Genomic DNA, 24,685 nt, shown 5'->3' on the forward strand with positions numbered 1-24,685 from the left:
GAGGAAAATTATGGCTACAATTATAGAACTCGAAACCTTGTATTATCGGATTCCACTGCCTGAGATCATGGAAGATGCCAAGCATGGGTTACATACCCATTTTGAAGTGCCCATCGTCAAAATCCGGACGGATGATGGCCGCGAAGGCGTTGGCTACACGTATACAGGTGGTTTTGGCGGTGAATCGATCGCCAAGTTGATCGATAAAGAACTCAAGCATATTTTAATAGGCAAGGATCCTGCATGTGTCGAAGCATTGTGGGATCAAATGAATTGGGGGATCCACTATGTGGCGCGGGGCGGATTGGCGAGTTTTGCCATTGCCGCTTGCGATATCGCCTTATGGGATCTGCGGGGGCAAAAAGCACAAGAGCCGTTGTACAAATTGTTAGGCGGCAGCAGCAATAAAGTCAAATGCTATGGCGGTGCAATCGATCTGAACTTCCCGCTAGAGAAACTCTTAGCCAATAACCAAAAATACTTAGATATGGGATTGCAGGCTGTCAAAATCAAACTCGGTCAAAAAACCTTAGCAGAAGATATTGAACGAATCAAAGCAGTTCGAGAATTGATTGGCCCAGATATCACCTTTATGGTAGATGCCAATATGAGCTGGTCTGTTGAGAAAGCCATCAAGGCCGCGAAGTTGATGGCGCCTTACGATATTCTCTTTTTAGAAGAACCGACCATCCCTGAAGATTATGAGGGCTATGGCCGCATCGCGCGCGAAGGTCAAATTGCGGTAGCTGGCGGTGAAAATTTGCGTACACCGATTGAATTTGCCCATATGATCAAGTATGGCGCCGTTGATTTCCCCCAACCTGATGCATCAAATTGTGGTGGTATCACTGGTTGGTTAAAAGTTGCCGCATTGGCACAAGTCAACAACCTATCCGTATCAACCCACGGGATGCAAGAATTGCATGTCAGTTTATTGGCAGCTATGCCAAATGCTGGTTATCTTGAAATGCACAGCTTTCCCATTGACCAATATACCACACGTCCACTAATCATTGATCGCTCAGATGGCATGGCCGTTGCACCAGAAACCCCTGGTACAGGCGTTGTCTTCGACTGGGAGAAGCTAGCCCCTCATCAGCAATCTTATTGAAAAAAAGCAGAACATCCTTTTTTTGGATGCTCTGCTTTTTCTATTTGATCAACGGTTCTTCCTCAAAGTCCAATATCCGTTCATCGATCAATGAACGATACCAGCCTGCTGATTTTTTTAGCGAGCGGGTTCGCTGATCGTTCAACTCGATCCGTACCAGCCCATACCGGTTCTTGAAGGCATTCATTGGTGATACGCAATCGGTAAAGGCCCACAACATATAGCCTTCGCAGTTTGCGCCTGCCTCCACTGCTTTCAATAACCAGTAAAGATGTTCGCCGATAAAGGCAATCCTGTAATCATCTTGCACTTGCCCATTTTCGTCCATGTAGCGTTCTTCTGCCTCACGCCCCATCCCATTTTCAGTGATCAGCCACGGGATGTCCCCATAATTTTCAGTCAGGTAGTTCGCCATATCCAGCATCACTTGCGGATATATTTCCCAACCGCGAGAATTGTTCATGCGTTTTCCTGGCAAATCAAAGGTTTCATAGAACATTTCCGGATGAAAAGGTGTTTCCTCATGCCACTGATAACGTGGCGCTTTTACCCGTTTCGGATAATATTGATTGATCCCCAGAAAATCTACTGTATTGTTTTTGATCGTTTCCAAGTCTGCTGCTGTTGGATCGAAATAAATCCCGTATTTTTGGCAAAGTTCGATCAATTCTGCTGCGTATTCTCCTTTGACCATTGGATCGAAAAAGACCCGGTTAAAGAATAAGTCATACATATCTTTGGCTTTTTGATCTGCTGCTGAAGAAGAACGCGCATAGACCATTTCTGGATTCAGCACACAACCGATACGTCCTGGATAATCATTTTGGTGATACATAGCTACCGCTTGCGCAGTTGCTAAAGCTTTATGGTAATTCCACAACATCCATTTTTTCGTGTTTTGTTCATGGGGCCAGCGAATCGCATCCAAATAGCACCGGGTCTGAACCACGATTGGCTCATTGAATGTGAACCAGTGTTTGACACGATCTCCATATCGTTCAAAGGCGATTTTCGCATATCCAGTATACAAGTCCACCACTTTCCGCGAACTCCAGCCATCATACTTGTCCATTAAATAAGCAGGAACTTCATAATGTTCCAAACACAACATCGGTTCAACGCCAGCTGCAATCAATTGATCGATCACTTGATCGATGTGTGCCGCATAGGCCTCATCAACCACCAGATTTTCATAATCTGTAAAAAAGCGCGCCCAATTGATTGACGTGCGGTAATGCGTCAAATGGATATCTTTCATCAATGCGATATCTTCAGGAAATTGTTCCATAAAATTAGTAGCGACCGCAGGGCCATACCCATTGTGCCAAACAAAACGTTCTTCTTTATACCAGCGGTCCAAAAAGGAATCTTGTCCTGCTTTTTTCCCCTGCCAGCCTTCCGTTTGCCAGGCAGATGATGCTGCCCCTAAAATAAACTCTTTTGGTATCTTCATAAACTTTTTAAACTCCTTCTATGCAACTTCGTTTGTTGTGCGATTCGATACAATGACAAATGGCAAGTAAATCAGAATCGCGACGACAATACAAATGATTTGTGTAATCACTGCCCCAACATCCCCAGCCGTCGCCAAGTAAGCATTGACGATCGGTGGCATTGGCCATGGCACCATCACCACAGCTTTGGCTGCAAAACCTAAAGATGTTGCGATGTAGCCAATCGTCCCAGTAACCAATGGGGTAAGTATAAATGGAATGGCCAAAATTGGATTCAGCATGATCGGCATACCGAAAATCACTGGTTCATTGATGTTAAAAATCCCCGGTGCCAATGACAGCTTCGTGATTTGACGCATATCCTCACGTTTGCCAACGATCAATATAGCAATCAATAACCCAATCGTGACACCAGATCCACCCATACTCATATACATATCCCAAAAAGGCATGGTTATGATGTTGGGCACTTCTTTTCCCGCTTCAAAGGCTTCCGTATTGACGGCAATCGCTGCCAGCAATAATGGTTCTCTGATGGGTTTGACCATTTGATTGCCATGGATACCAATCACCCAGAACACCTGCGCAATAAACATCAATAACAAGATACCAGGCAAGCCTTGAACAACACCTTCTAAAGGTCGTTGGACAACATTGTAAATGATGTCATAGGCATACATACCAGTGACTGATTTGATTGCAAAACCAGCGGTTGCAATGATCGTCACAGTGAAGATCGTTGGGAACAATGCCGAAAAACTTGCCGATACGTTTACCGGTACGCTGTCGGGCATTTTGATCTGCAAACTTTTTTGCCTTCCTAGCCAAGCATATAATTCAATCGACAGAATGGCGACAAACATCCCCAAAAATAACCCTTTCGTATCTGTGTACTGTTTGGCAAGCACATTTTCTGCAATCACAGTCGCGTCTTCATGTAAAAACTCGTAAACCATTGGATTCACAGATAGATACGACATCACCGCAATGATCCCTGGAAACACACCAGAAATTTGATTGAGTTTTGCCAACTCGATCCCAATCAGGAACACCGCATAGATCGTCAAGAAACTCAATGTCACATAACTGACAGCGGAAGAAATCGGTTTCAAATTTTCCAAAAAACGCAATGCTTCGATTTGTGCCAACCCATTTTCAGCATCGAAGACCATCGCTGAAAATAATGTGCCGAACGCACCAGTGATAATCACTGGAATCAGTGCAGCAAACGCATTTTTGATCACCATGATATATCTTAAACTATTGATTTTTGTTGCAAACTTTCCTAACACATTCGCTAATTTATCCAAACTACCTTGCATATTACCCCTCCTAAATAATGCCGTTTGATTCATTCAGTAAACGATTACATCACAAATGTAATCCATTTATCCTGTAATGTAAACCGCATACGGCGTGTCCGGCAGGGGTATGTAAATCTCAACGTTTACATATGGACAGTTATCCTCTATCATGAGGATGAGGTGAACACATTGGCAAACTACCAAGACATTGCTGCCGATATCCGCAGCAAAATCAATCATGGATTCTATCAAAAAGAACATAAACTGCCTAAACAAAGTGAACTTGCTAGCCACTATCAAACAAGTCGTGTGACGATCCAGAAAGCTTTGACCATGTTGCAGATGGAAGGCATTATTTACGCCAAAAAAGGTATTGGTACCTTTATCAGTGATAGTTATTCTACTTTCGACTACAATGCAAAAATCAATCGCGGCTTGACCAAACGTCTAGGTGAAACGGGTAAAATCACGAGTAAAATCATTTCTTTCGACGTGATCTATCCTGATGAAAAAGAACAAGAAAAATTAAAAATCACTGCCGATCAACAAATCTATGATATTGTTCGGCTAAGACTGTTCGATGATATTCCTGTTGTATTGGAATATACGATCATGCCGCTGCACATCATTCCCGGCATTACCACATCTGTGTTGTCTTCTTCAGTTTATGGCTATATTACCAATCATTTGCATCATACAATTGGTACCTCCATTCGCCGGATCAAAGCGGATCATGCTGATACTTACGATCAGCAATATTTGGCTTGCGCTGCGACCGATCCCATTTTAGAAGTGGAGCAAACCGTCTACCTCGGCAATGGCACCCCCTTTGAATTTTCACAGTCCCGCCATCGCTATGACATGGGTGATTTTATCGTGATCAATACCTAAAAAAAGACACAGACTGCTGTTTCCCCCTCTGGGCGCAAAACAGCATGTCCGTGTCTATCTTTTTGCATCGACTTGAACTGGGGGAGAATCGCTTAGCAGATAATCATAAACGATTTGACCCACTTCTCTTAACCACATGATCCCTTGACCAGTCCCTTTTTTATCGTAGGAAAGCCCCGCCAGATAGATCCTTTGCTGATGCAATTCAAAACAAGCCACATCATGCTCGATCAGATGCAAACGGCCGGTTTTATTATAGATCTGCAAACCAGGAAGATCTGCTTCAGCTAAGAGCCCTGGCAACCCTTCTTGAAATTGTTGTTTAGCCAAAAAGGATGGGGAGATCTGCAGGATGGATTCCAACGCCAAACACTCTCTCAGCAGTCTGGCACTAGCTGCCGCAGTCACTTGATTTTCCTTGTTTTGTTCAGGTTTCATCATATAGCGCGCAAGACATATGTCAGGACTTGTCAATGACGCTTGAATCACGGATAATCCGACAAAATCGATCAAGACATTGGTTGCTGTATTGTCTGATACTACCAACATCAGCCGCAATAATTCCTTGAGCTGCCACTTCTTTCTTTCCGGTAAATGCGTCAATATCCCTGCCCCAGCGACAAACTGCTGCGTCGCGATCTCCACTGCTTGATCGAGGCAGAACTGATGCTGTTGCACCTGCTGCAAGTAATAACGATACACCGCCAATTTGATGATGCTGGCCGCGGGAAAGCGTTGCTGACTGTGATATGCATACAGACAGTCTGTTTCCGTACCAACCCAAAGCCCCATCTGCAAAGAAGCCTGATAACGCGACAGCAGGCGATCCATTTCTGCCACAACATGTTGGCTCTTATCCATCAAAACACCCCACTCCCCACGATTTTTTCTGCGTCTATCGGCAACACTAACTACATGTCCTATCACCAATAACGGGCAACTACTGCCAATTCCGCCTCATACACCGAACCGCTGATCGTTGTTTTCATTACCCGAGAGCCAGGTGTCCTTGAATGGATCATTTGGTCCTCTCCCAAATACATGCCTACATGATGGACTTCTCCTTGACCTGATTGATAGGCAAACAAAAGCAAATCTCCTGGCAACGCTTCTTGGTAGGACACAATACGGCCTTGTTGCGCCTGTTCAATCGTATCTCTAGGAATATTGATTCCCTGTAAACGATGCAGGCTGTACATCAAACCGGAACAGTCGAAGCCACTGCCACTGATGCCTGCCCAGACATAGGGTTGATTGATAAACTGCGCTGCTAAGGCAATCATTCGTTGCGGTGTATCTACGGCTTCTTCAATGCGTGTTGCAAAGGTCTTATTGATGCTGCCTAGACCATGCGGCGCAGCCACTTGATAATCCTCAGCCGTTTCCTTGACCAAAGGCAACGTGGTACCAAAGGACAATAGCTGCTGCCCATGAAACGTTTCAAAACGCAGCAATCCCTCTTTGGCAGTGATCCCTACCTGTTGCTGTGACCTATCTGCTGATGCCGTTAGCTCCGTTAAGGTATCGCTAGGCAAATAACCTGGGTAACCTAGGGGATGTTTGTTGCTTGCTTGATCCAAAACGATCACTTCTGCCCAACCATCAGCTTCCGACAAGACGTCTACGACCGTCCCATACAATACCTCCGAGTCGACAAGATCTTCTTGATACAGTCGCATTGTATCAGCAGCCGTTAAAAATGTATGCAGCAGATTGATTGGGTAGCGGTTGATTATGTCCAAAACTGCATTGTTTTTTGGTGCTTTCCATAAGAATGAGCTACTTGCTTGAACTATTTTTTTCATCGCGATCTACCTTTCTATTCCTAACCCAAACGCTTCAGTCACAACCACACGTCCGGGTTGCAGCAACACGCCTTGCTGGGCAATCGAAATACCAGTTGCGTCCCACATGAAAGGAACATCTAGATCAATATAACGGACGTCGGACATCCCCAAGGCAAAATGTGCCGCTGCCGCCATCCCAGCATAACCTTCGATCATCGATCCTACCATGACGGGCATTTGATGTGCTTGAGCCAATGCAAAGATTTTGCGTCCTTCCCGTATCCCGCCCGTCTTCATTAATTTGATATTGAGTGCGTTACAGCATTGTTCTTCGATCAACTGTTTGGCATCTTGATAAGAAAAGACACTTTCATCTGCCATAATTGGGATAGCACTGCGTTCTGTCACGTATTTCAGTCCAGCAAAATCAGCCGCTTTTACAGGCTGCTCTACAAAGTCGATGGGGATGCCTTGCCATTCCTGTAAAATTTGGACTGCTTCTTCTTTGGTCCAGCCTTGATTGGCATCGATCCGAAACGGAATTTGTCCTTTCAGATGCTGATTGATTTGCTTGATTTTCTTCACTTCTTCTTCGATCGTGCCCAATCCTAATTTGATCTTCAAGGATGTAAAGCCTTTGCTTACTTTCTCTTGCGCTTCACGACACATGGTTTCAGGTGAACCAATACTGATCGTAAAATCGGTTTCCAGTGATTGTTTTGTGCCGCCTAAATAACGATACAGCGGTACATTGGCCGCTTTAGCCAAAGCGTCATGCAATGCGATATCAATTGCCGCCTTGGCACTACTATGCCCTTCGACCAACTGATTCATTTCATCTAAAACCGCTAAAGAGGCCTCGACTTTTTTCCCAATCAGAAACGGAGCAAATCGCTTAGAAACATCCGCTATGATCCGCGCCTCAGTATCCCCAGTGATGACCTTGGTTGGGGCTGCCTCACCGATACCAACGAGGCCATTGGTAAAGAAAATCAGTACGCGAATGACGTCTAACACTTGCACTTCTCTTAACGCCGTCTTAAATGGCGCATTTAGCTTAATCGGTACTTTTTTGATCTCAATCTTGTCAATAATCATTTCATTCTCCTTCATCACATAAACGATAAAGCAAAGAGGCGCTTCACTCAGTCAAAGAAGCCACGCTGTCTGAATGAGTAAAGCCCTCTGTATGATCGTTTTTTATTCTGTCACAGATACATGTTTATAGTCATAGGCTGCACCGACACTATGGATCACCAAACCCTGAATGTTCGGCGAACGTAGGTGGGCTTCCGCACTTTGGAACAACGGAATCACACCTAATGCTTCATTGAGTATTTTTTCAGCATCTACCATATCTTGCCAACGGGCAGCAGGATCATTGGCATGTTCATTTGAAGCTTGTTCAATCAGCGTATCATACGCATCATTCAACCATTTGCCACGGTTATAGGAACTGTCTTTTTTGAAAAGCTCCAGGAAGTTGATTGGGTCCGCATAATCGCCAATCCAATTGTTCATCACCATGTCAAAATCTCCGCTGTTGGATCGATCTAAACGAACGGAAAAAGGCACGTTCGTCACTTCAACGGTCAAGCCATCCAAGGTCTGTTGCAGCGTTCCTTGAATATACTCGGCAAGCTTTTTGGACTGGTCAGTATCTGATGTCAACAGCTCGAATGAAAGTTGATCAACGCCTAACTCAGACTTCGCTTTTTCCCAATATTCTTTGGCTTGTTCTTCATCAAAATCCAAGGTTGTTTGTGCATCTTCAATAAAATCAGCTTTGGTATCTGGGTTGAACGCCAGATCAGAAGGCACAAATCCAACAGCTGCAATCGAGCCATTGCCCAAAATATTTTCTACAAGCTGTTGCCGATCGATACTATAAGAAATCGCTTGTCGCAGATTTTCATTTCTAAAAGGCGAATCTTCACTAGCCTGATTCATTTCTAAATATTGGGTCGTCGCACTTGGCTGAACGATATAATCATCATGATTGACATTTTGCATCGCCAACTCGCCACTCAAAGTGATATCATCCGCTTGCCCACTCTCATATAAATTAAAGGCTGTTGAAGAATCTTTGACGACATCAAAGTTGACTTTCGTTAATTGAACATTGTCCGCATCCCAATAAGTGTCATTCTTGGTTAATGACCATTGGATATCGGTTCCTGGACCATCGTATTCTGTTAACATGAAGGGGCCATTATACACGGCATCTTCACTAGTCAAAGCGTATTGATCACCAAAAGAAGTAACCGCGGTTTCATTCTGCGGGAAGAAAGTTGGAAAGGCCAACAAGGAAAGAAAATAGGGCGTTGGTTTGTCCAATGTGATTTTCACTGTGTAGTCTCCCTCGGCCTCGATCCCCAATTCCGTCTTGTCCATTGAACCATCTGCGACCGCTGCAGCGTTTTTGACTGGTTCTAGCATATACGCATAATTGGAACCTGTCGCAGGATCGACAGTTCGTTGCCAACTAAAAACATAATCTGCGGCCGTCACTGGGTCACCATTTGACCACTTGGCATCTTCTCGCAAGTTGACTGTATACGTTAAGCCATCTTCACTGACTGCAGCCTCTTCACTGGCACCTGCAATGATGGGCTCATTGTTTTCATCTAGACGATAAAGTCCCTCATACGCATTGTTCAAGGTAATAAAACTATAAGAATCTGTGGCTAAAGAAATATCTGCGCTACCCATTTCTGCTGAGAATTGCACGGTGATCTCCTGATCTACATCTGTCGTACTTGAAGCTGATTGGTCATTGTCATCTGAACCATTTTGACAAGCAGCTAAAACAAGACTACTCATTAATACCAAAACGGTCCCTTTTGCTCTTTTCCCCATCTGTTTCATCCCCCTCTAACATTCAGACAATTCAAACAATTCTGCGTGTTAAAAAAAGTGTACCCCTTTCATTGAATGCCTGTCAATAGGATCGCCGCAAAAAAGAAAGTGTTTACATCCAAATGTGAGGTAAGAGATAATCCCCAAAAGGCCATTCTTTATACTAAAAGATCCGTGATCATTGACAAGCTATCAGTGTATTTTTTTGCCTAAAATAAAATAAATCGGCCAATGAAACGGTCAAAAATATTTCTTCGAAGAAGTAAAAAAAACGTATCTATTTCGAAAAGAGAATGGTACACTGAACAAACGAAGAGTACACTGCACGAGAAAACGAAAGACTTCCCCAAGTATCCATTTTCTCAAGTACTCTTCGGTATTGTGCGTACGTATAACTACTATACGTGCTTTTTTTTATTCTTTAAAGAAAAACGCAACATTGAAACAAACGGTTAAGTCATGTTTGTCCAATCATATATCGATTTTTCCATTGACAATGATTCTCATTCTCGCATATAATCATTCAACATACAGCGATTTTTTTTATAAAGGAGGAACCCGCAATGTATATTCGAACAGTCGCTTTTGACGTGCGTCCAGAAGGAAAAGACATCTTCTACAAGAAAATAGCCAAAGATGTTGCATCTATGAAAGAATTTGAAGGCTGTCTAGCCACTGAAGCTTGGTTGGCTGAAACAAAAAAAAGCGTGACTTTCCAACTCGTGTCTAAATGGCAAGAGAAAAAACATTTCCAAGCGTGGTTAAAACGACCAGAGCATTTGCAAAAACACCGAGATGCCCATCGCGCCGAAAAAGAAGGGCAAGAAAAACCAAGCATCGTTCTCTCAAAAACAAGCCAAGAATTTTCCCTGATCACAGAGTAAAAGCAAAAAGATGACGCCTAAATTACGTACAGGAGTCATCTTTTTTTATTGTTAGCCCGCAAGCAGATTTCTAGACCGTCCACTCATTCAACGTTTTACCTTCATCATCTACCAAAACCAGCCAGCCATTGGTACCGCCATAATAGAGGAACATCCCCATCTCATTGACACTTTTCAATATAACATCTTCTGTTGTTTGATAATCAGTGATCGCGGCTTGATTATCCTGCCGGATTTTTTCGGATAGTCGTGCGGAATAGCCGATTGAACCGTCTTTATTCAACGGCATCTGCTGACTCAGGATCGCCCCTTTTTCGATGCGTACCTGATTCCTCTTTTGCCAATACACGGTGGCTTTACTTCCTTGATAGTCCACATAAAACGGATGTTCAGTCAATAGTTTTGTCCATTTATGTTGGGGTTTGCCTGATTTTGCTTTTTTCTCCTCAGCCACAGCCGCGCCTATTGGACGATATCCTAACCAATCCAGTAATGGATCAAATATGGCCGCACAGGCTTCTACATGCTTGACTTGTTCACTCGGGATCACGGTATCTTCCCCTTGTGAGATCTGATATTTTTGCCGGTAATACTGTGCCAAATACGCGGCCATGATGTCCCAATTGGGTGTTAAAATAAGCAAACGTGCTGGTGTTTTTTTGGCATCATATTGATGGTCATCTAGCACATCCACGATCTGATTGTTTGCTAACAAAAACAAGACACTGTTCTTTTGGATCGATGTTGGCTGATCAATGATCTCCACTTGCCCCGCTTCATCAGGTAACCTAAGCAATAAATGCTGCTGATCAACGTCTATCGTTTCTATCTTCATCTTTTATTTGCCTCCCTACTGTTTTCTCTAGTATCATCTAGTATTCTAAGGGCATTATACCATTACAGACAAAATCACTGCGAGATGATTGCTTAAAAAAAACAGATGATCATTTACCGATCATCTGTTTGTTCCTGAATATGTTTCTGTAGACAAGCATTGGTTCCTGTTTGCACAATGCCTATGTTCAATCAACTATAGAAACAATTAGCTAAAGAAGCAATCAACTAATGCTGGTCCGTAGATTTCATCATATTTCGCAACGACACGTCCACATCGTTCCTCAATGTCCTCATAATCGATCCCGTCATAACGAATCACATTTAGGACCACACATTTTTCCATTTTACTAATGACTTCTCCAACAATACGGCGTTTGATCCCCACTGGCTGGCACTCATAAGCTTTTCCTAAAACAACTGTTTCTGCGTTCATGTTTTTCTCCTTAAAATTTCATTTTTCTAATGATATTATCATAATATCATTGAATTCTAATTTAATAAAGCAATATCCCTTCAAATATACATATAAAATAAAAAAAAGCACTTCCATCAATGGATAGCGCTTTTACAAACAATATAATCTTTATTTCTTGCTTTCAATCAACAATTGGGCAAATGCCTCTAAATATGTTTGATCGATCGCATCATAACTACCAATTTGGCTGCTATCTAAATCTAGTACCCCTAGTAACTGATCGCCAACCTTCATAGGAACAACGATTTCTGACATCGCTGCTGAATCGCAGGAGATATAATTTTCGTGCTCTTTGACATTCGCTACGATCATCGTTTGATTCTTTTCAGCGGCTTCACCACAAACGCCTTTCCCTAACTTGATGCGTGTACATGACACACGTCCTTGGAATGGACCTAAGATCAGTTCACCTTCATCAAATAAATAATAGCCCGCAAAAACAGTGTCTATTAAGGTTTCATTTAATAAAGCAGCAGAATTGGCTAAGTTTGCGATCCAATTGCTCTCTGCCTCCAAAAGCCCCTTCAATTGAAGCAACATTAATTCATACATCTCGATTTTTTTATCCATTTGATCACCTCTGTTCTTGATTATAAGCATTCCGCAGTGATTTGTCTTGTAAAAAAACCAATCTTCTCAACAAAATGCGTTGAGAAGATTGGGCCATTTATTAGGCATCAATGACTGTAAATCGTGTATTGTGCTGTTGTGGTGTTTCGATCTCGTCAAGAATTGCTTTGGCTAACGTACCGCTGGAAGTGACTGATTGTTTTTGGTCGTTGAACAACAAGTGATCTTTTCCTGAAATTGCCGGTACAGCTTCCCCTGTTTGGAATAAGTTCCCTGGGGAAATACCTACCCAATCAACATTTTTGACCGTTTGTAAAAACAGATACTCATCTAGCTGATTTTCTGGAATGGCGATCCAGCTTTCACTGCCAGGTGCTTTTTTCAAATCGTTGATATTGCGCTCACCTTGTTCGTTTAGCAAACTGCCCGCGCCTAAAATAAAAAAGAGTCTGGTTTTTTGCTCGCGGAAAAATGCCACTAATTTCGTTGCCAGATCAACATGCAAATATGCTTGATCAGGACTCGTTGCAAATGCATCAATGATCACATCAAAATCCTGCAGATCTGATTGCGCTAAAGAAAACGCATCTTTTTCAATGATCAGACTATTTTCACCTAACTGCGCTTTGGCTTTGGCCGCATTTCTGACAATGGCTACTACTTCATAACCTCTTTGTTGTCCTTCTTTAAAAATAGCAGCCCCTGCATTGCCCGTAGCGCCAATAATTCCGATTTTCATATGATTCATCCTCTCTTCATTTTCATGTCTTCTCTACATAGTTGTTACTAAATTAATTACAACTAAAGTATAGAAGAATCCTTACTTGCTGTCAATCATTTGACTTTCCAGTAAAGCCTTCACGAAAAAGAATCCTTATGCCATCACTTTATGCTGTTCATAGATTGTGTCTGAATGCCTTCGATGATCGATTGCAACGAAATCGCCGCCATCTCAGCTTCTATTTTTTGTTGCAATGAGGCGTATGTATGCTCAAGCACGGTTTGGATATTACCGCCAATCAGGCAATTGGGATTGGTTTTTTTATCCGCGTGTAATAAATGATGATCCTTTTCGACACTATCATAAATATCAAGCAACGAAATATCAGTTGGCGCCTTGGTCAAAGTTGGGTTTGGTTTTCCTCGCTGGCTATCGATCAATCCTGCCATCCTAAGATCACTCATGATCCGTCGAACATACGCTGGGTTGGTTTCGACACTTTGGGCAATACGGTCACTTGACAGATCAGTTCCTTTGAACAAATGGATATAAGCAAGGATATGGATGGCATCGCTATATTTGGTTGAATATTTCATCCTCTCACTCCTTTTCTATCTTGATATCATACCTCTTTTTGCCCAATATGACAAAGGGGGATGACGTTTTGCGTGCCTTGCGTCATTCCCCTTCTTCTATCTGCATAGATCAATCATATTTACGGTTCTGTCAAAGAATCTTTAATACCCTTTCATCCAGGCTGACTCTAGTTGATTGCCATCTAAATCAATGATCTCATACCCGACCATCACATCTTCTGGTATCCCCATGTCTACTTGAAAATAATCCCCGCCGTTGGCCTTGGCTGTTTCAGCAAAGTGCTTTGCTCCTTCTGGCGTATCAAAGCTAAAAGCCGTCAATGCCCCACTGGTTTTTTGCGTATCGGCAATCTCTCTGCCATTTAAAAAGCGACGATAAAAGTCATGTGACAAAAGCATGACCCAAATCGAATCGTTCCACATCATTCCACTACTGGTTTCGTTGGAGAATTCATCATTTTTTACAAACCCTAGCGCTTCATAAAAAGCCGTAGCACGTTTGACATCAGTAACTGGTAAATTGACAAAGACCATTTTTTGCTGCATATTTAATCGTCCTCTCTGCACCATTTAGTGTGTGCGGTTTCATTATACACCAGTTCTTGTCTTCTCCCCTATCAATGCACACGCATTGTTCAGAGATGTTTCGTCACTACACAAGGTGAACCTACTGCCACGCAATTGGCAGGGATATCTTTGGTGACGATACTGCCGGCACCGATGACTGTATTTTTGCCGATGGTCACACCAGGCAAGACAATACTCCCTGCCCCTAGCCAGACATTGTCCTCAATCGTGACAGGCAAATTATACTGCGCTTTCTTCAAACGTAATGCTGGATCCAATGGATGGGTGCCTGCGGCAATCGTCACATTGGGTCCGATCATCACATCATTGCCGATCTCGATGCGGGTATCATCGACTAATGTCAAATTGAAATTGGCGTAGACATTGTTGCCGATATACGTATTGGCTCCCCAGTTCGCCCGTAATGGTGCTTCGATATAGACATTTTCTCCTAATGCACCTAATAATTGAGCTAAGATCTTTTGTTTAGCTGGCTCATCGGAGGGTCTGATTTGGTTAAAATCATAAAGCAATTCGTTGTATTTCTTTTGTTCTTTGCCAATCTCCGAATTTTCATAATAGATTGAACCATTGTGCATGCGTTGTTTGATTTCTTCTAAGTTCATTTGACACCCCTTACATTCTAACTGATGATTTACTGTACAATAAACTAAATACTGTGCTCGACTACATGCGAGACATCACTTGCAAAAAAGCAGGTGTGCACCTCAATCTATTTTATGTACAAGACCATTTTATCATGTTTGTTGCTAAGAGAAACCGCTTTTAGACAAATATGTCAATCAATGTATTAGTCGACAAAAGAAAAAAGCCCTTGAAACCAAGGGCTTTTGCTTCATCTGATAATAAATGATTAACGACGAATTTCTTTGATACGCGCTGCTTTTCCGTGTAATGCACGCAAGTAGTACAATTTTGCACGACGCACTTTACCGTAACGAACAACTTCGATTTGTGCAACACGAGGTGTGTGCAATGGGAAGGTACGTTCAACACCGACACCATTTGATACTTTACGTACTGTATATGTTTCGCTGATTCCAGCACCGCGGCGTTTGATCACAACACCTTCGAATAACTGGATACGTTCCCGTGTACCTTCGACAACTTTCGCATGGACGCGAACAGTGTCACCAGGGCGGAAAGCTGGGATATCACTACGTAATTGTTCTTGAGTTAGTTCTTGAATCAATGGATTCATCTTTATCATTCTCCTTATTCCCAAACATTCATAAAGCCATCAGCTCCAGCGGAACATCGTAATAGTTGAGTTTACACTCACTGAAATATCTTACCATAGAATATACTCTACTGTAAAGAAGATTTTCTTGTCAGATATAAATTACTCCGATGGATCAATCTTCAGCTTTGATCTCCTCAAGCAGCTGCGCCATTTCAGGTGTCAAGGGATACTCAGCCAACATATCGGGCCGACGCAGATAGGTGCGACGCAAAGATTCTTTTAATTGCCACGCTTCGATCAGCTTATGGTTGCCATTCATCAAGACAGCTGGCACTTCCATCCCTTCAAAGACAGCCGGACGGGTATATTGCGGATGTTCTAATAAACCAGTCGAGTGAGAATCTGTTTGGGCAGACACATTGTTGCCCAGTACTTCTGGCAACAAACGAACTGTGGCATCGATCATCACCATCGCCCCTAGCTCACCACCTGTCAGCACATAATCCCCTAAAGAAACTTCATCTGTCACCAAACTGCGGATCCGTTCATCATACCCTTCATAATGACCGCAAATAAAAACCAAATGCTGTTCTGCAGAAAACTCCTCGGCCATTTTTTGATTGAAGGGTTTCCCTGCGGGGTCTAATAAAATGATCCGCTTTTTGACATCTGGTGCCTGTGCTTCAATGGCTTTCAAGTTGTCATAAACCGGTTGGACTTTCAACAACATCCCCGCACCACCGCCATAAGGATAGTCATCAACGGTTTGATGCTTGTTGTCCGAGAAATCGCGGAAATTTGAGACATTGATTTCTAACAATTCTTTTTCACGGGCTTTGCCTATGATCGATTCACCTAGCGGCCCATCGAACATGCGTGGAAACAACGTCAACACATCAATCCGCATCATCCAACAACCCTTCTGGAATCTCCACTTGAACTTCTCCATTGGCAAGGTCGATTGCTTTGACGACCGATTCAATGTATGGGATCAACGCATCTTTCTTTCCTTTGCGTTGGATGACCCAGACATCATTGGCACCTGGTGACAAAATTTCTTTGACTTTGCCGATCACTTGATCGTTTTCTAAAACGGTCAAACCAATAATATCATGGTAATAAAATTCATTTTCTTCTAGCTGCGCCAAATCTTCTTTGGATACTTTTAGGATACCGTTACGGAATGGTTCAACATCATTGATGTTCGGATAGCCTTCAAAGGTCAGCAAATCAAAGTTTTTATGTTTGCGGTGACCCGAAACGGTCAAGTCCAACGCTGGCTGATTTTCACGAAACAAGGTCAACTGCTTGCCTTTGCGGTAGCGTTGTTCCGGAAAGTCGGTTTGGGAGATCACCCGCACTTCTCCACGAATACCATGGGTATTGACGATCTTGCCTACATTTAAATATTCGGTCACGTTCGTTCCTCATTTCTTCTGATTTCTATCCTATTTTAGCACAGGCAATGTCTGAATTCTACCTGTAAAACCCGTCGCTCCTTTTCGTTTGATGGACAAAACGCGCCTCTCTTCGATGAATCGATTATCGAAGAGAGGCGCGTCGAATCCCCTATTTCTACTCAGAGATACTAGTGATGATTATTGATTCATCGATACAGCCATCTCTAGTGCCGAAATGGCCTCTTGATGTTCAACAGTATAGACCCGATCGTCTTCTTGCCACACAACAGTCGTGGCCAAATAATCATCTTGTCCCATATCGATTGTGATTTGACCCACATCTGGCACAGGCAGCATATGTTCTTCTAGATAGGCAACGACTTCTTTGGCTTGACCTGTCGGATCTTGCTGGTCTTGGTTTACTGCGCGCACGGTCAACGACCAATTGCCTTCTTGCCAGCTCAGGTATGTGGATCCAGCTGCCCCTTGGCTATGTCCGGTGATGCCATGCCCCAAATCGACTGCTTGTCCACCTTCATCTGCTGTGACATTGACCGCTGCAGCAGCATCCTCTGTTGCGTCATAGACTTTTGTCTTATATCCCGCAATCGCCGTTTCATTATTCAATGTCGTATCGTTGACTGCTAGTTGCGTATCCAATCCATAGTAAAGGATCGACAAATCATTTTCATCGCCATCCGTGGCTGCATTGACGATTTTATCTTCACCAACTGGTACTTTGGCAGGCAAAGTGATGTTCGGAAAGTTTTTTGCCAATTGATCAAATACACTGGCCTCACCTGTCGCAGTGTCTTCTCCGCTGTCACTATCCATATCGGATGACACTGACGACATCTCAGTGCTCGTGCTGTCAGTTGTCATACTTTCACTCGTTTGGGTACTTATTTGTTCACTGGTTGATGTACTTGTCTGGGTTTCATCTGTATCGCCACTGCTGCAAGCTGCCAAAACGCCAACAGTCAATAAGGTCATCAATAAGCCAACTTCTTTTTTCACAATAAATTCCCCCTTCACTTAAGCATACGCCTGCCAAAAAAAAATGACAAACAATGTACACTGTTTGTCATTTTTCTCATTAAAATGAAAGATTACTGATCCAGCGTTGGATCGTTGATCCGATGTCTTTGAGCCATTGGACAAGTTGATCGCCTAGCGTGGATAGATCACCCCAGCGAAAGTTTTGTGTCCATTGGTTTAGCTGCGTCATAATTTCCTCGCGATAGACCCATAGCAGAAAGAGCAACAATAAAATACCTAATGTCCGCCATAAAAATGAACCGACTTTATAAATAAAGACCACGATCAGCAATACCACGATCCATGCAATGATTTGTGACATTTGCTCCACCTCCCTCTCGCATATTATCGCAAAAAACAGACCTTTTGTCATACATCTCGAGAATGAGATCATACAAAAAAAGCATTCCTTAAAAAAGAATGCTTTCGTTTCTTACTTATTTGCCATCAATGATATTCAAACGAACTTTTTTGGGTCCATTGGTGCGCACACCGTAAACGATCGTCCGTATCGCTTTCGCGACACGACCTTGTTTGCCGATGATGCGCCCGATATCTTCAGGTGCTACGGTAAGATTATACTCTAAGAAATCATCTGATTCGACCACATCAAGTTGAATCTCATCAGGCTTGGTAACCAATGGTGAAACGATCATTAAGACTAATTCTTGCAAATCTTTCATCCGAGGTCACCTTATTTCTTTGCGTATTTTGCTTCGTGATGTTTTTTCATAACGCCTTCTTTAGAAAGGATATTACGAACTGTATCAGAAGGTTGTGCGCCTTTAGACAACCAATCTAGAACTAAATCTTCTTTGATCGTTACTAGAGCTGGATCTTGTAAAGGATTGTAAGTACCTACTGTTTCGATGAAACGTCCATCACGAGGAGAACGTGAATCTGCTACGACAATACGGTAAAAAGGTTTCTTTTTAGAACCCATACGTTTTAAACGAATTTTAACTGCCATTATTTACACCTCCATATGTTTTAATCACAAGAGCTAGTTTAACAGGTTTTCACGACGGTGTAAAGAGTTTTTTCTTTACAGTTAAAAAAAAGCGCAATTTCCCTTCATGGATATCTTTTGCCAGAATAAAAAATCACGCGTATCATTAGTAGTAGCACAAGATCTTTACGCACAATACTTTTTATTTGCACTTTTAACTTACTTTTGGTAAGTTAAAAGAGTAATCAAACACGAGGAGGAATTTTATATGTCAAAAAAAATTGGTTTTATCGTAGGTAGCTTACGCGAAGGCTCATTCAACAAAATCGTGGCCAAAAAATTTGCCGAATTATTGCCTGAAGGTTTCGAAGCGGTCTTCCTTGAGATTGGACAACTGCCATTTTATAACGAAGACTTGGATGTAGAAGGCCATGTCCCAGCTGAATGGACTAGCTTCCGTCAAGACGTGCAAGGTGTAGATGGGGTCTTCTTCTTCACACCGGAATACAACCGATCTGTACCAGCCGCATTAAAAAATGCCTTAGATGTTGGTTCTCGTCCTTACGGCGCAAGCAGCTGGGGAGGCAAACCTGCATTGGTTGTCAGCGTATCACCTGGTGCGATCGCAGGTTTCGGTGCCAATCATCACTTGCGTCAATCTCTTGTATTCTTAGATATGCCAACCTTGCAACAACCTGAAGCATACATTGGCGGTATCACAAACTTGATTGATGAAAACAATGAGATCAAAGCAGATACTGTGAACTTCTTCCAAACCATCACAGACAAATACATTGAATTTTTCAATCGCTTCAACTAAACAGCCTATTAAAGAGGTGCAGCATTTGCTGCACCTCTTTTCATTGCGCTATTGATTTCTTGCGGGCCGCACATAATGCAATTCAATCAGTTCCCCCATTTGCGTTGTATCGACGAATTGCAACCGTGATGTGTAGTCCCCTTCTTGAAACAATCGTTTCCCGGATCCCAGCAGCACTGGCGCGATTTGGATGTACCACTCATCGATCAGGTCTGCTTCTAGAAGCGGTTGCAGCAGCTGCCCCCCGCCAACGACCCAGATGTTTTTTGCTTTATGGGCGTGTATGAATGCAACTGGATCTTCTTCTACAATCGTAGCATCTGGCAAAGGAGCAGAAAGCGTGCGTGAAAAGACATAGTTTTCTTTCTCTGGATAAAGCAATGCACCTGAAAGCAGCTTCTTTGCTTCTTGATAGGTCTTACGTCCCATCAATGTCGTATCGATTGTCTTGAAAAACGCTTCATAAGTCGTCTGCTCACCTGTCTCTGTTTCAAATAACCAGGCCAATCCGTCCTGTTGATCTGCTAAAAAACCATCTAAACTAATCGCGCCATAAAAAACAACTTTCCCCATATCCTTCATCCCTTCTTAGTTATAATCCGATGTATCAAACTTCATGGCCCTGATCTTGACGGCAAATACACGTAACCAAATGGTCATTGACCATACCGACTGCTTCCATAAACGCATAAATCGTTGTGGTACCCACAAATTTGAATCCCCGCTTTTTCAAATCCTTTGCCAATTGATCAGAAACAACTGAATGTGTAGGCACTTCAGTGATAGCTTCAAAGTGATTGACGATTGGCTGATCGTTGACATATTGCCACAAGAACGCCGCAAAACTGCCATATTCTTTTTGGATTACCAACACCTGTTGGGCATTATGGATGGCCGCTTCAATTTTGCGCCGATTGCGAATGATTCCAGCGTCCATCATCAATGATTCAACTTTTGCTTCGGTGTATCCGGCAACCGTTTGAATATCAAAGTCATCGTATGCTTGATCAAAATTTGCCATTTTATTTAAAATCGTTTGCCAACTTAGCCCCGCTTGATTCATATCGAGAACGAGTTTTCGAAATAACTGTTGGTCATCATATTCAGGTCTTCCCCAAACTGTATCGTGGTACACTTGCATCGCCGCATTGCTCATCGCCCAATCACATCTTGTCACACTACCAACTCCTTTTTACATATTTTAACATAAAGCCCTTTACTTCCACTAGTGTACTACGTATACTAGTACACATAAACAGAAAGGAGCTGATAGCCATGGTCAGTATCAATAAGACCAGCAGCAAACCTTATTATGAACAATTAGTATTAAGCCTTAAAGAAGACATTATCAACGGTATATTGGTTGCTGGAGATCAAATTCCATCTGTACGGGAAATGGCAAAAACGCTGCTGATGAACCCAAATACGGTCAGTAAAGCCTATAAAGTCCTAGAGACGGAACAAATCCTAGTGACCATCAAAGGGAAGGGAACCTTTGTCCAAGAAACAGATCGCTTGCCAAGAGATGAATTGCGGATTCAACAGCTGAGAGAACGGCTAAAAGAACTTGTGATCGAAGCCACGCACTTACACCTCAGCATCCAAGAAATCACAGAATGGTTAGCAGTATTTGAAAATGAATTGGGAGGCGATTTAAAATGAAGATTGAACACGTAACAAAGTTGATTGACCAGCAGACGATCTTAGAAGATGTCAATTTTGCCTTAGGCAGAGGTGAGATCGTCGGCTTGATTGGCCGAAACGGTTCTGGAAAAACAACTTTATTTCGAACCATCGCAGGCCATTACCTGCTAGATGATGGGGAAATATCGGTAGACGATCAGCGCATAGATCTTTATCCTGAATTCAAGGAACAAATTTTTTATATTGACGAAAAAGAGAACTTTCTTAATGCGTATTCCTTAAAGAAGATCAATCAGTTTTATCGATTGGCTTATCCTCGATTCGATCAAGATTTATATTTAGAAACGATGCATGCCCATGGGTTACCACTCAATCATGCTTATCGCCGGATGTCCAAAGGGATGCAAGGCTTGTACAAAATGATTTTAGCCATTGCATCAAATGCAACTTTCTTACTGTTAGATGAACCCTTCGATGGTTTAGACGTCATCGTACGCAAGAAAGTAGTTGGTCTACTATTGGAAAATTTAGGCGAAACGCAACGGACGGCTTTGATTGCTTCTCATAATCTAAATGAATTAGAAACGATCATCGACCGCGCACTTTTGATCAAGGGCAAGACGATTGAAGCTGATTATCGCCTAGAGTCTCTGAGAGAACATGCCCGCAAGATCCAATTGGTCTTTCGCAGCAAGCAAGTGCCACCGCTGATCAAACAGCATGCAAAATTGATCCATCGACAAGGCCGGGTACTGGTGGCATTGTTTGAACATTACGATCAAACCTTAGCGGATGACATTCGTCGGTTAGAACCATTGTTGTTCGAGGAATTGCCATTGACTTTAGAAGACTTATTCGAGGCCAACCTCAGCCGCGAAACTTTGATGAAAGGGTAAAGGTGACTATATGTTGACGCAAATTTTTAAAGAACGTTATGGCAAAACATTGATTGGGGCTTGTTTGATCTTGATTGCCATCTATCTTGGTGCTGGTTGGCAAAGTCAAAGAGACTGGCACACGCAATATAACTACTTGTATTCAGATGAATTTATCTATGACTATACCAACCATCCTTCTTATTACGTCAAAAGTTACGACGGAGAGAAAGAAATTCACTACGAATCGATTGATGCCTATCGACAAGATGTATTGTCAATTGGCAAAAATCACGACGGGGATGATACGTATTTTTACAATGATTTCAGTTATGCCCAACCTCAATTGATTCTGCTGACGCTATTCATTTTAGGTTTTCTGGCCTTTTTTGTAGACTATCGAACCAATTTCACCCGCTTTCTACTCACCTTGCCAGTACAGAAAAAAACACTTTTTCGAAAAAAAATAGGTTTTGTTTTATTACCGATCAGTATGGCTTTGTTGATTGGCATCGTAGGAAATTGTTTGATTCGGTCATTGATGATCGACCAATCCTACTTTATGATCCCTATGGCAAACTTGCTCTTATCTGGCCTAAGTACATTCTTTACCAATATACTGGTCTTTATGGTTGGCTTGTTTCTAGGGATCTCACTAGGCAATCTCGTGGCTGGTCCCCTTTCCGTCTTGTTCGTTCTTTTTCTATCAACGATCGGCAGCAATTTTTACAGTAGTTTCCGACTATTATACAGTTTGGCTTTCTTGAACGGAAAGGAAGATGTCTATGCGCCTTTTTCGCTATGGATCGCTTGGCCAGAAGGAAGGTACTACGACTGGTGGGTATATCTTTTATATGCAGGACTGTTCTTACTTTTATTCGTAGTGATGGAAAAAGTCTTTCTTGCTTTGTCATTGGATAACGAAGGGGAGTATGTGACAGTGCCCTTCTTAAGAGCACCTGCCTATTGGATCATGGCCTTAGGCACTTGGTTCTATCTGTTCATGGCCAACTACTATCCCCACGATTTCTTTTATATCAAACTGTATGATGACTTTTCTGAGACCTATCAAGGGATCATCTTCAGATCCTTGCTGCTGCTCTTCGTCTGCTTGATCATCAGTTTACTGATGGTCTATCCGAAAGCACTCATGGGTTGGTGGCACAAACGGCGGAACAAACTTACTTAAATCTCATTGACGCTTTGAATCAGTTTTACGCTTCTAGTAAAACTGGTTTTTTTGTTGGCTTTTTTGTATGATAGGGTTAAAGGAGGAGGAAAATGAAAAAGATGTTGATTTATATTGGTGTCGTGGTTGGTGTGATCATCGTGGCATTGCTTTGCTACATCGCGTATTTATTCTTAAGTTATCAGCGGATTGCTGACAAACAGGTCCTGACACCTGAAACCAACAATCAAGAAGTCTTGACAACTGACCAACGCTATCGCGGCATGACTTTCAATATTGGGTATGGTGCTTACACTGCCGATTATACCTTCTTTATGGATGGTGGCAAAAGTTCTCGGGCCAAAGACCAAGCAACTGTTGAAGGCAATATGACTGGCGTAGCTGAAACGACCACAGCGATTGATCCAACGATTTCCTTTTTCCAAGAAGTCGATCAAGATGGTGATCGCTCTCGGCACGTAAACGAAGTGGCCTTTTTACAAGAACAATTTCCAAACAACAGCAGTGTCTACGCACAAAACTACCAATCTGCTTATTTGTTCTACCCATTCTTGGATCCCATTGGACAAGCGACATCTGGCCTCGTCACCCTTGCCAAAAGCGACATAACAGAAGCGATCCGCTATTCCTTGCCGATCGAAACCAATTTTAATAAATTTTTTGATTTGGACCGTGCCTTTTCTGTCAGTCATATTCCTGTATCAAATGGCAAAGAACTGATTGCGATCAATGTCCACTTGTCAGCTTATACCGATGATCCTGCGGTGCAAGAAGCACAGGTCAATAAATTATATGATGTGATGACGCAGTCTTATCAAGCCGGTCATTATGTATTGGTTGGCGGCGATTTCAACCATGATATGCTTGGGGACAGCCCAACGATTTTCAATACGACCGCCGAGCGGCATAGTTGGGATCAGCCTTTCCCAGAATCAACTTTGCCTGAAGGGTTCACGGTTCCTAAAGGCACCATCGCTGAAGATGCGATTCCCACTACCCGCAAGTTGGATATTCCTTACGAACCTGGGGTTTCTTATGTGAGTGTGCTAGATGGGTTTATGGTGTCCGACAATATCTCTGTCCAAGCGGTTGCCGTTCATGATGGTGGATTTGCCTATTCTGATCATAATCCAGTTGTGATCGATTTTAAATTGAATGAGCAATAAGATAAAAACCCCCGCTCACTTGATATGAACGGGGGTTTTATTGATCGATCAATCTCTTTTATCGTCTTTCTTGTCAAAGAAGTCATTCACTTTGCGGGATACATCATCTGCAAAGTCTTCTACTTTGTCTTTGGCTTTGCCGTATTTATTTTGGGCTTTGCCTTTCAATTCTTCGGAGTCATCCCCCGTAAGTTTACCTTTTGTTTCAGTTACTTTACCTTCTACACGATCCTTGTTTGTCATCGTCAATGCTCCTCTCATCATTTCTATAAACCAATAGTAGCACCAACTGCGGGAAAGTACGAATGATTTGCTTGCCAATGCACGAGCAGCAAAAAAGCAGC

At 42.6% G+C, this 24,685-nt stretch carries 31 protein-coding genes; 8 read left to right on the forward strand and 23 right to left on the reverse strand.

Going from position 1 to position 24,685, the window contains the following annotated elements; all coding sequences use genetic code 11:
• Positions 1 to 10: 10 nt before the first annotated feature.
• Entirely contained in the window at positions 11 to 1,111 is a 1,101-nt protein-coding gene (locus AEQ18_RS05475) for a mandelate racemase/muconate lactonizing enzyme family protein (RefSeq protein ID WP_054115366.1), read from the forward strand.
• Between the two features lie 40 nt (positions 1,112 to 1,151).
• Here the strand turns inward: AEQ18_RS05475 and AEQ18_RS05480 are convergent, their stop codons facing one another.
• Both AEQ18_RS05480 and AEQ18_RS05485 read right to left on the reverse strand, forming a co-directional pair.
• The gene (locus AEQ18_RS05480; RefSeq protein WP_054115367.1) at positions 1,152 to 2,564 is read right to left on the reverse strand and encodes a glycoside hydrolase family 1 protein; all 1,413 of its coding nucleotides are present in this window, start codon (positions 2,562 to 2,564) and stop codon (positions 1,152 to 1,154) included.
• 18 nt (positions 2,565 to 2,582) lie between these two features.
• Complete coding sequence (locus AEQ18_RS05485) at positions 2,583 to 3,887, reverse strand: PTS sugar transporter subunit IIC (RefSeq protein WP_054115368.1); 1,305 nt, start codon at positions 3,885 to 3,887, stop codon at positions 2,583 to 2,585.
• Positions 3,888 to 4,058: 171 nt separating this feature from the next.
• Here AEQ18_RS05485 and AEQ18_RS05490 point away from each other — a divergent pair, with 171 nt between their 5' ends.
• The gene (locus AEQ18_RS05490; protein WP_054115369.1) at positions 4,059 to 4,760 is read left to right on the forward strand and encodes a GntR family transcriptional regulator; all 702 of its coding nucleotides are present in this window, start codon (positions 4,059 to 4,061) and stop codon (positions 4,758 to 4,760) included.
• Positions 4,761 to 4,814: 54 nt separating this feature from the next.
• Here AEQ18_RS05490 and AEQ18_RS05495 read toward each other — a convergent pair whose 3' ends face one another.
• The 4 genes from AEQ18_RS05495 to AEQ18_RS05510 all read right to left on the reverse strand — a co-directional run bounded on the left by AEQ18_RS05495 (position 4,815) and on the right by AEQ18_RS05510 (position 9,406).
• Positions 4,815 to 5,621 (reverse strand): serine hydrolase, encoded by an 807-nt coding sequence (locus tag AEQ18_RS05495; protein WP_054115370.1) that lies wholly within the window; start codon positions 5,619 to 5,621, stop codon positions 4,815 to 4,817.
• A gap of 62 nt (positions 5,622 to 5,683) precedes the next feature.
• The gene (locus AEQ18_RS05500; RefSeq protein ID WP_054115371.1) at positions 5,684 to 6,565 is read right to left on the reverse strand and encodes a C40 family peptidase; all 882 of its coding nucleotides are present in this window, start codon (positions 6,563 to 6,565) and stop codon (positions 5,684 to 5,686) included.
• Between the two features lie 6 nt (positions 6,566 to 6,571).
• Positions 6,572 to 7,645, reverse strand: coding sequence for a dipeptide epimerase (locus tag AEQ18_RS05505; RefSeq protein WP_054115372.1), 1,074 nt, complete (start codon positions 7,643 to 7,645; stop codon positions 6,572 to 6,574).
• Positions 7,646 to 7,747: 102 nt separating this feature from the next.
• A complete protein-coding gene (locus AEQ18_RS05510; protein WP_054115373.1) occupies positions 7,748 to 9,406 on the reverse strand; it encodes a peptide ABC transporter substrate-binding protein in 1,659 nt (552 codons plus the stop codon).
• Positions 9,407 to 9,969: 563 nt separating this feature from the next.
• On the opposite strand from AEQ18_RS05510, the gene AEQ18_RS05515 reads away from it, so the two are divergent.
• Positions 9,970 to 10,290 carry an antibiotic biosynthesis monooxygenase family protein gene (locus AEQ18_RS05515; RefSeq protein ID WP_054115374.1) on the forward strand — a complete coding sequence of 107 codons (321 nt, stop codon included), beginning with the start codon at positions 9,970 to 9,972 and terminating at the stop codon, positions 10,288 to 10,290.
• Positions 10,291 to 10,360: 70 nt separating this feature from the next.
• On the opposite strand, the gene AEQ18_RS05520 is transcribed toward AEQ18_RS05515, so the two are convergent.
• The 14 genes from AEQ18_RS05520 to rpsP form a co-directional block, all read right to left on the reverse strand.
• Positions 10,361 to 11,125, reverse strand: coding sequence for a hypothetical protein (locus AEQ18_RS05520; RefSeq protein ID WP_054115375.1), 765 nt, complete (start codon positions 11,123 to 11,125; stop codon positions 10,361 to 10,363).
• 207 nt (positions 11,126 to 11,332) lie between these two features.
• Positions 11,333 to 11,560, reverse strand: coding sequence for a hypothetical protein (locus tag AEQ18_RS05525; RefSeq protein WP_054115376.1), 228 nt, complete (start codon positions 11,558 to 11,560; stop codon positions 11,333 to 11,335).
• A 150-nt stretch (positions 11,561 to 11,710) separates the two neighbouring features.
• On the reverse strand, positions 11,711 to 12,172 hold the full coding sequence (locus tag AEQ18_RS05530; protein WP_054115377.1) for a GAF domain-containing protein: 462 nt from the start codon (positions 12,170 to 12,172) through the stop codon (positions 11,711 to 11,713).
• 100 nt (positions 12,173 to 12,272) lie between these two features.
• Positions 12,273 to 12,911, reverse strand: coding sequence for an NAD(P)H-binding protein (locus AEQ18_RS05535; RefSeq protein ID WP_054115378.1), 639 nt, complete (start codon positions 12,909 to 12,911; stop codon positions 12,273 to 12,275).
• Positions 12,912 to 13,054: 143 nt separating this feature from the next.
• Positions 13,055 to 13,489, reverse strand: coding sequence for an Rrf2 family transcriptional regulator (locus AEQ18_RS05540; RefSeq protein ID WP_054115379.1), 435 nt, complete (start codon positions 13,487 to 13,489; stop codon positions 13,055 to 13,057).
• Between the two features lie 141 nt (positions 13,490 to 13,630).
• Entirely contained in the window at positions 13,631 to 14,035 is a 405-nt protein-coding gene (locus AEQ18_RS05545; RefSeq protein WP_054115380.1) for a glyoxalase, read from the reverse strand.
• 89 nt (positions 14,036 to 14,124) lie between these two features.
• Complete coding sequence (locus AEQ18_RS05550; protein ID WP_054115381.1) at positions 14,125 to 14,682, reverse strand: sugar O-acetyltransferase; 558 nt, start codon at positions 14,680 to 14,682, stop codon at positions 14,125 to 14,127.
• A gap of 248 nt (positions 14,683 to 14,930) precedes the next feature.
• Positions 14,931 to 15,278 (reverse strand): 50S ribosomal protein L19, encoded by a 348-nt coding sequence (gene rplS, locus AEQ18_RS05555; protein WP_054115382.1) that lies wholly within the window; start codon positions 15,276 to 15,278, stop codon positions 14,931 to 14,933.
• A 154-nt stretch (positions 15,279 to 15,432) separates the two neighbouring features.
• Positions 15,433 to 16,167, reverse strand: coding sequence for a tRNA (guanosine(37)-N1)-methyltransferase TrmD (gene trmD / locus AEQ18_RS05560; RefSeq protein ID WP_152911891.1), 735 nt, complete (start codon positions 16,165 to 16,167; stop codon positions 15,433 to 15,435).
• Complete coding sequence (gene rimM / locus AEQ18_RS05565) at positions 16,157 to 16,678, reverse strand: ribosome maturation factor RimM (protein ID WP_054115384.1); 522 nt, start codon at positions 16,676 to 16,678, stop codon at positions 16,157 to 16,159. Before rimM ends, trmD begins: the two co-directional genes overlap by 11 nt.
• A gap of 180 nt (positions 16,679 to 16,858) precedes the next feature.
• Positions 16,859 to 17,677: a hypothetical protein gene (locus AEQ18_RS05570; RefSeq protein ID WP_054115385.1), complete on the reverse strand. Its 819-nt coding sequence runs from the start codon at positions 17,675 to 17,677 to the stop codon at positions 16,859 to 16,861.
• Positions 17,678 to 17,756: 79 nt separating this feature from the next.
• On the reverse strand, positions 17,757 to 18,020 hold the full coding sequence (locus AEQ18_RS05575) for a hypothetical protein (RefSeq protein WP_054115386.1): 264 nt from the start codon (positions 18,018 to 18,020) through the stop codon (positions 17,757 to 17,759).
• 115 nt (positions 18,021 to 18,135) lie between these two features.
• Positions 18,136 to 18,381 (reverse strand): KH domain-containing protein, encoded by a 246-nt coding sequence (locus AEQ18_RS05580; protein WP_054115387.1) that lies wholly within the window; start codon positions 18,379 to 18,381, stop codon positions 18,136 to 18,138.
• 11 nt (positions 18,382 to 18,392) lie between these two features.
• Positions 18,393 to 18,668, reverse strand: coding sequence for a 30S ribosomal protein S16 (rpsP, locus tag AEQ18_RS05585; RefSeq protein ID WP_054115388.1), 276 nt, complete (start codon positions 18,666 to 18,668; stop codon positions 18,393 to 18,395).
• A gap of 247 nt (positions 18,669 to 18,915) precedes the next feature.
• Between rpsP and AEQ18_RS05590 the strand changes: the two genes are divergently transcribed.
• Entirely contained in the window at positions 18,916 to 19,467 is a 552-nt protein-coding gene (locus tag AEQ18_RS05590) for an NADPH-dependent FMN reductase (RefSeq protein WP_054115389.1), read from the forward strand.
• A gap of 48 nt (positions 19,468 to 19,515) precedes the next feature.
• Here AEQ18_RS05590 and AEQ18_RS05595 read toward each other — a convergent pair whose 3' ends face one another.
• Both AEQ18_RS05595 and AEQ18_RS05600 read right to left on the reverse strand, forming a co-directional pair.
• On the reverse strand, positions 19,516 to 20,040 hold the full coding sequence (locus tag AEQ18_RS05595; RefSeq protein ID WP_054115390.1) for a dihydrofolate reductase family protein: 525 nt from the start codon (positions 20,038 to 20,040) through the stop codon (positions 19,516 to 19,518).
• 34 nt (positions 20,041 to 20,074) lie between these two features.
• Complete coding sequence (locus AEQ18_RS05600) at positions 20,075 to 20,644, reverse strand: DNA-3-methyladenine glycosylase I (RefSeq protein ID WP_054115391.1); 570 nt, start codon at positions 20,642 to 20,644, stop codon at positions 20,075 to 20,077.
• Positions 20,645 to 20,742: 98 nt separating this feature from the next.
• Between AEQ18_RS05600 and AEQ18_RS05605 the strand changes: the two genes are divergently transcribed.
• The 4 genes from AEQ18_RS05605 (at position 20,743) to AEQ18_RS05620 (ending at position 24,341) form a co-directional block, all read left to right on the forward strand.
• Positions 20,743 to 21,129 carry a GntR family transcriptional regulator gene (locus AEQ18_RS05605; protein ID WP_054115392.1) on the forward strand — a complete coding sequence of 129 codons (387 nt, stop codon included), beginning with the start codon at positions 20,743 to 20,745 and terminating at the stop codon, positions 21,127 to 21,129.
• Positions 21,126 to 22,007, forward strand: coding sequence for an ATP-binding cassette domain-containing protein (locus AEQ18_RS05610; RefSeq protein WP_054115393.1), 882 nt, complete (start codon positions 21,126 to 21,128; stop codon positions 22,005 to 22,007). The genes AEQ18_RS05605 and AEQ18_RS05610 overlap by 4 nt, the downstream gene beginning before the upstream one ends.
• A 10-nt stretch (positions 22,008 to 22,017) precedes the next feature.
• Entirely contained in the window at positions 22,018 to 23,175 is a 1,158-nt protein-coding gene (locus AEQ18_RS05615) for an ABC transporter permease (protein WP_054115394.1), read from the forward strand.
• Between the two features lie 92 nt (positions 23,176 to 23,267).
• Positions 23,268 to 24,341 (forward strand): endonuclease/exonuclease/phosphatase family protein, encoded by a 1,074-nt coding sequence (locus AEQ18_RS05620; protein WP_054115395.1) that lies wholly within the window; start codon positions 23,268 to 23,270, stop codon positions 24,339 to 24,341.
• Positions 24,342 to 24,389: 48 nt separating this feature from the next.
• Here AEQ18_RS05620 and AEQ18_RS05625 read toward each other — a convergent pair whose 3' ends face one another.
• Complete coding sequence (locus AEQ18_RS05625) at positions 24,390 to 24,584, reverse strand: CsbD family protein (RefSeq protein ID WP_054115396.1); 195 nt, start codon at positions 24,582 to 24,584, stop codon at positions 24,390 to 24,392.
• Positions 24,585 to 24,685: the final 101 nt, after the last annotated feature.

Source organism: Enterococcus sp. RIT-PI-f (genome assembly GCF_001297065.1).
GTDB lineage: Bacteria > Bacillota > Bacilli > Lactobacillales > Enterococcaceae > Enterococcus_D.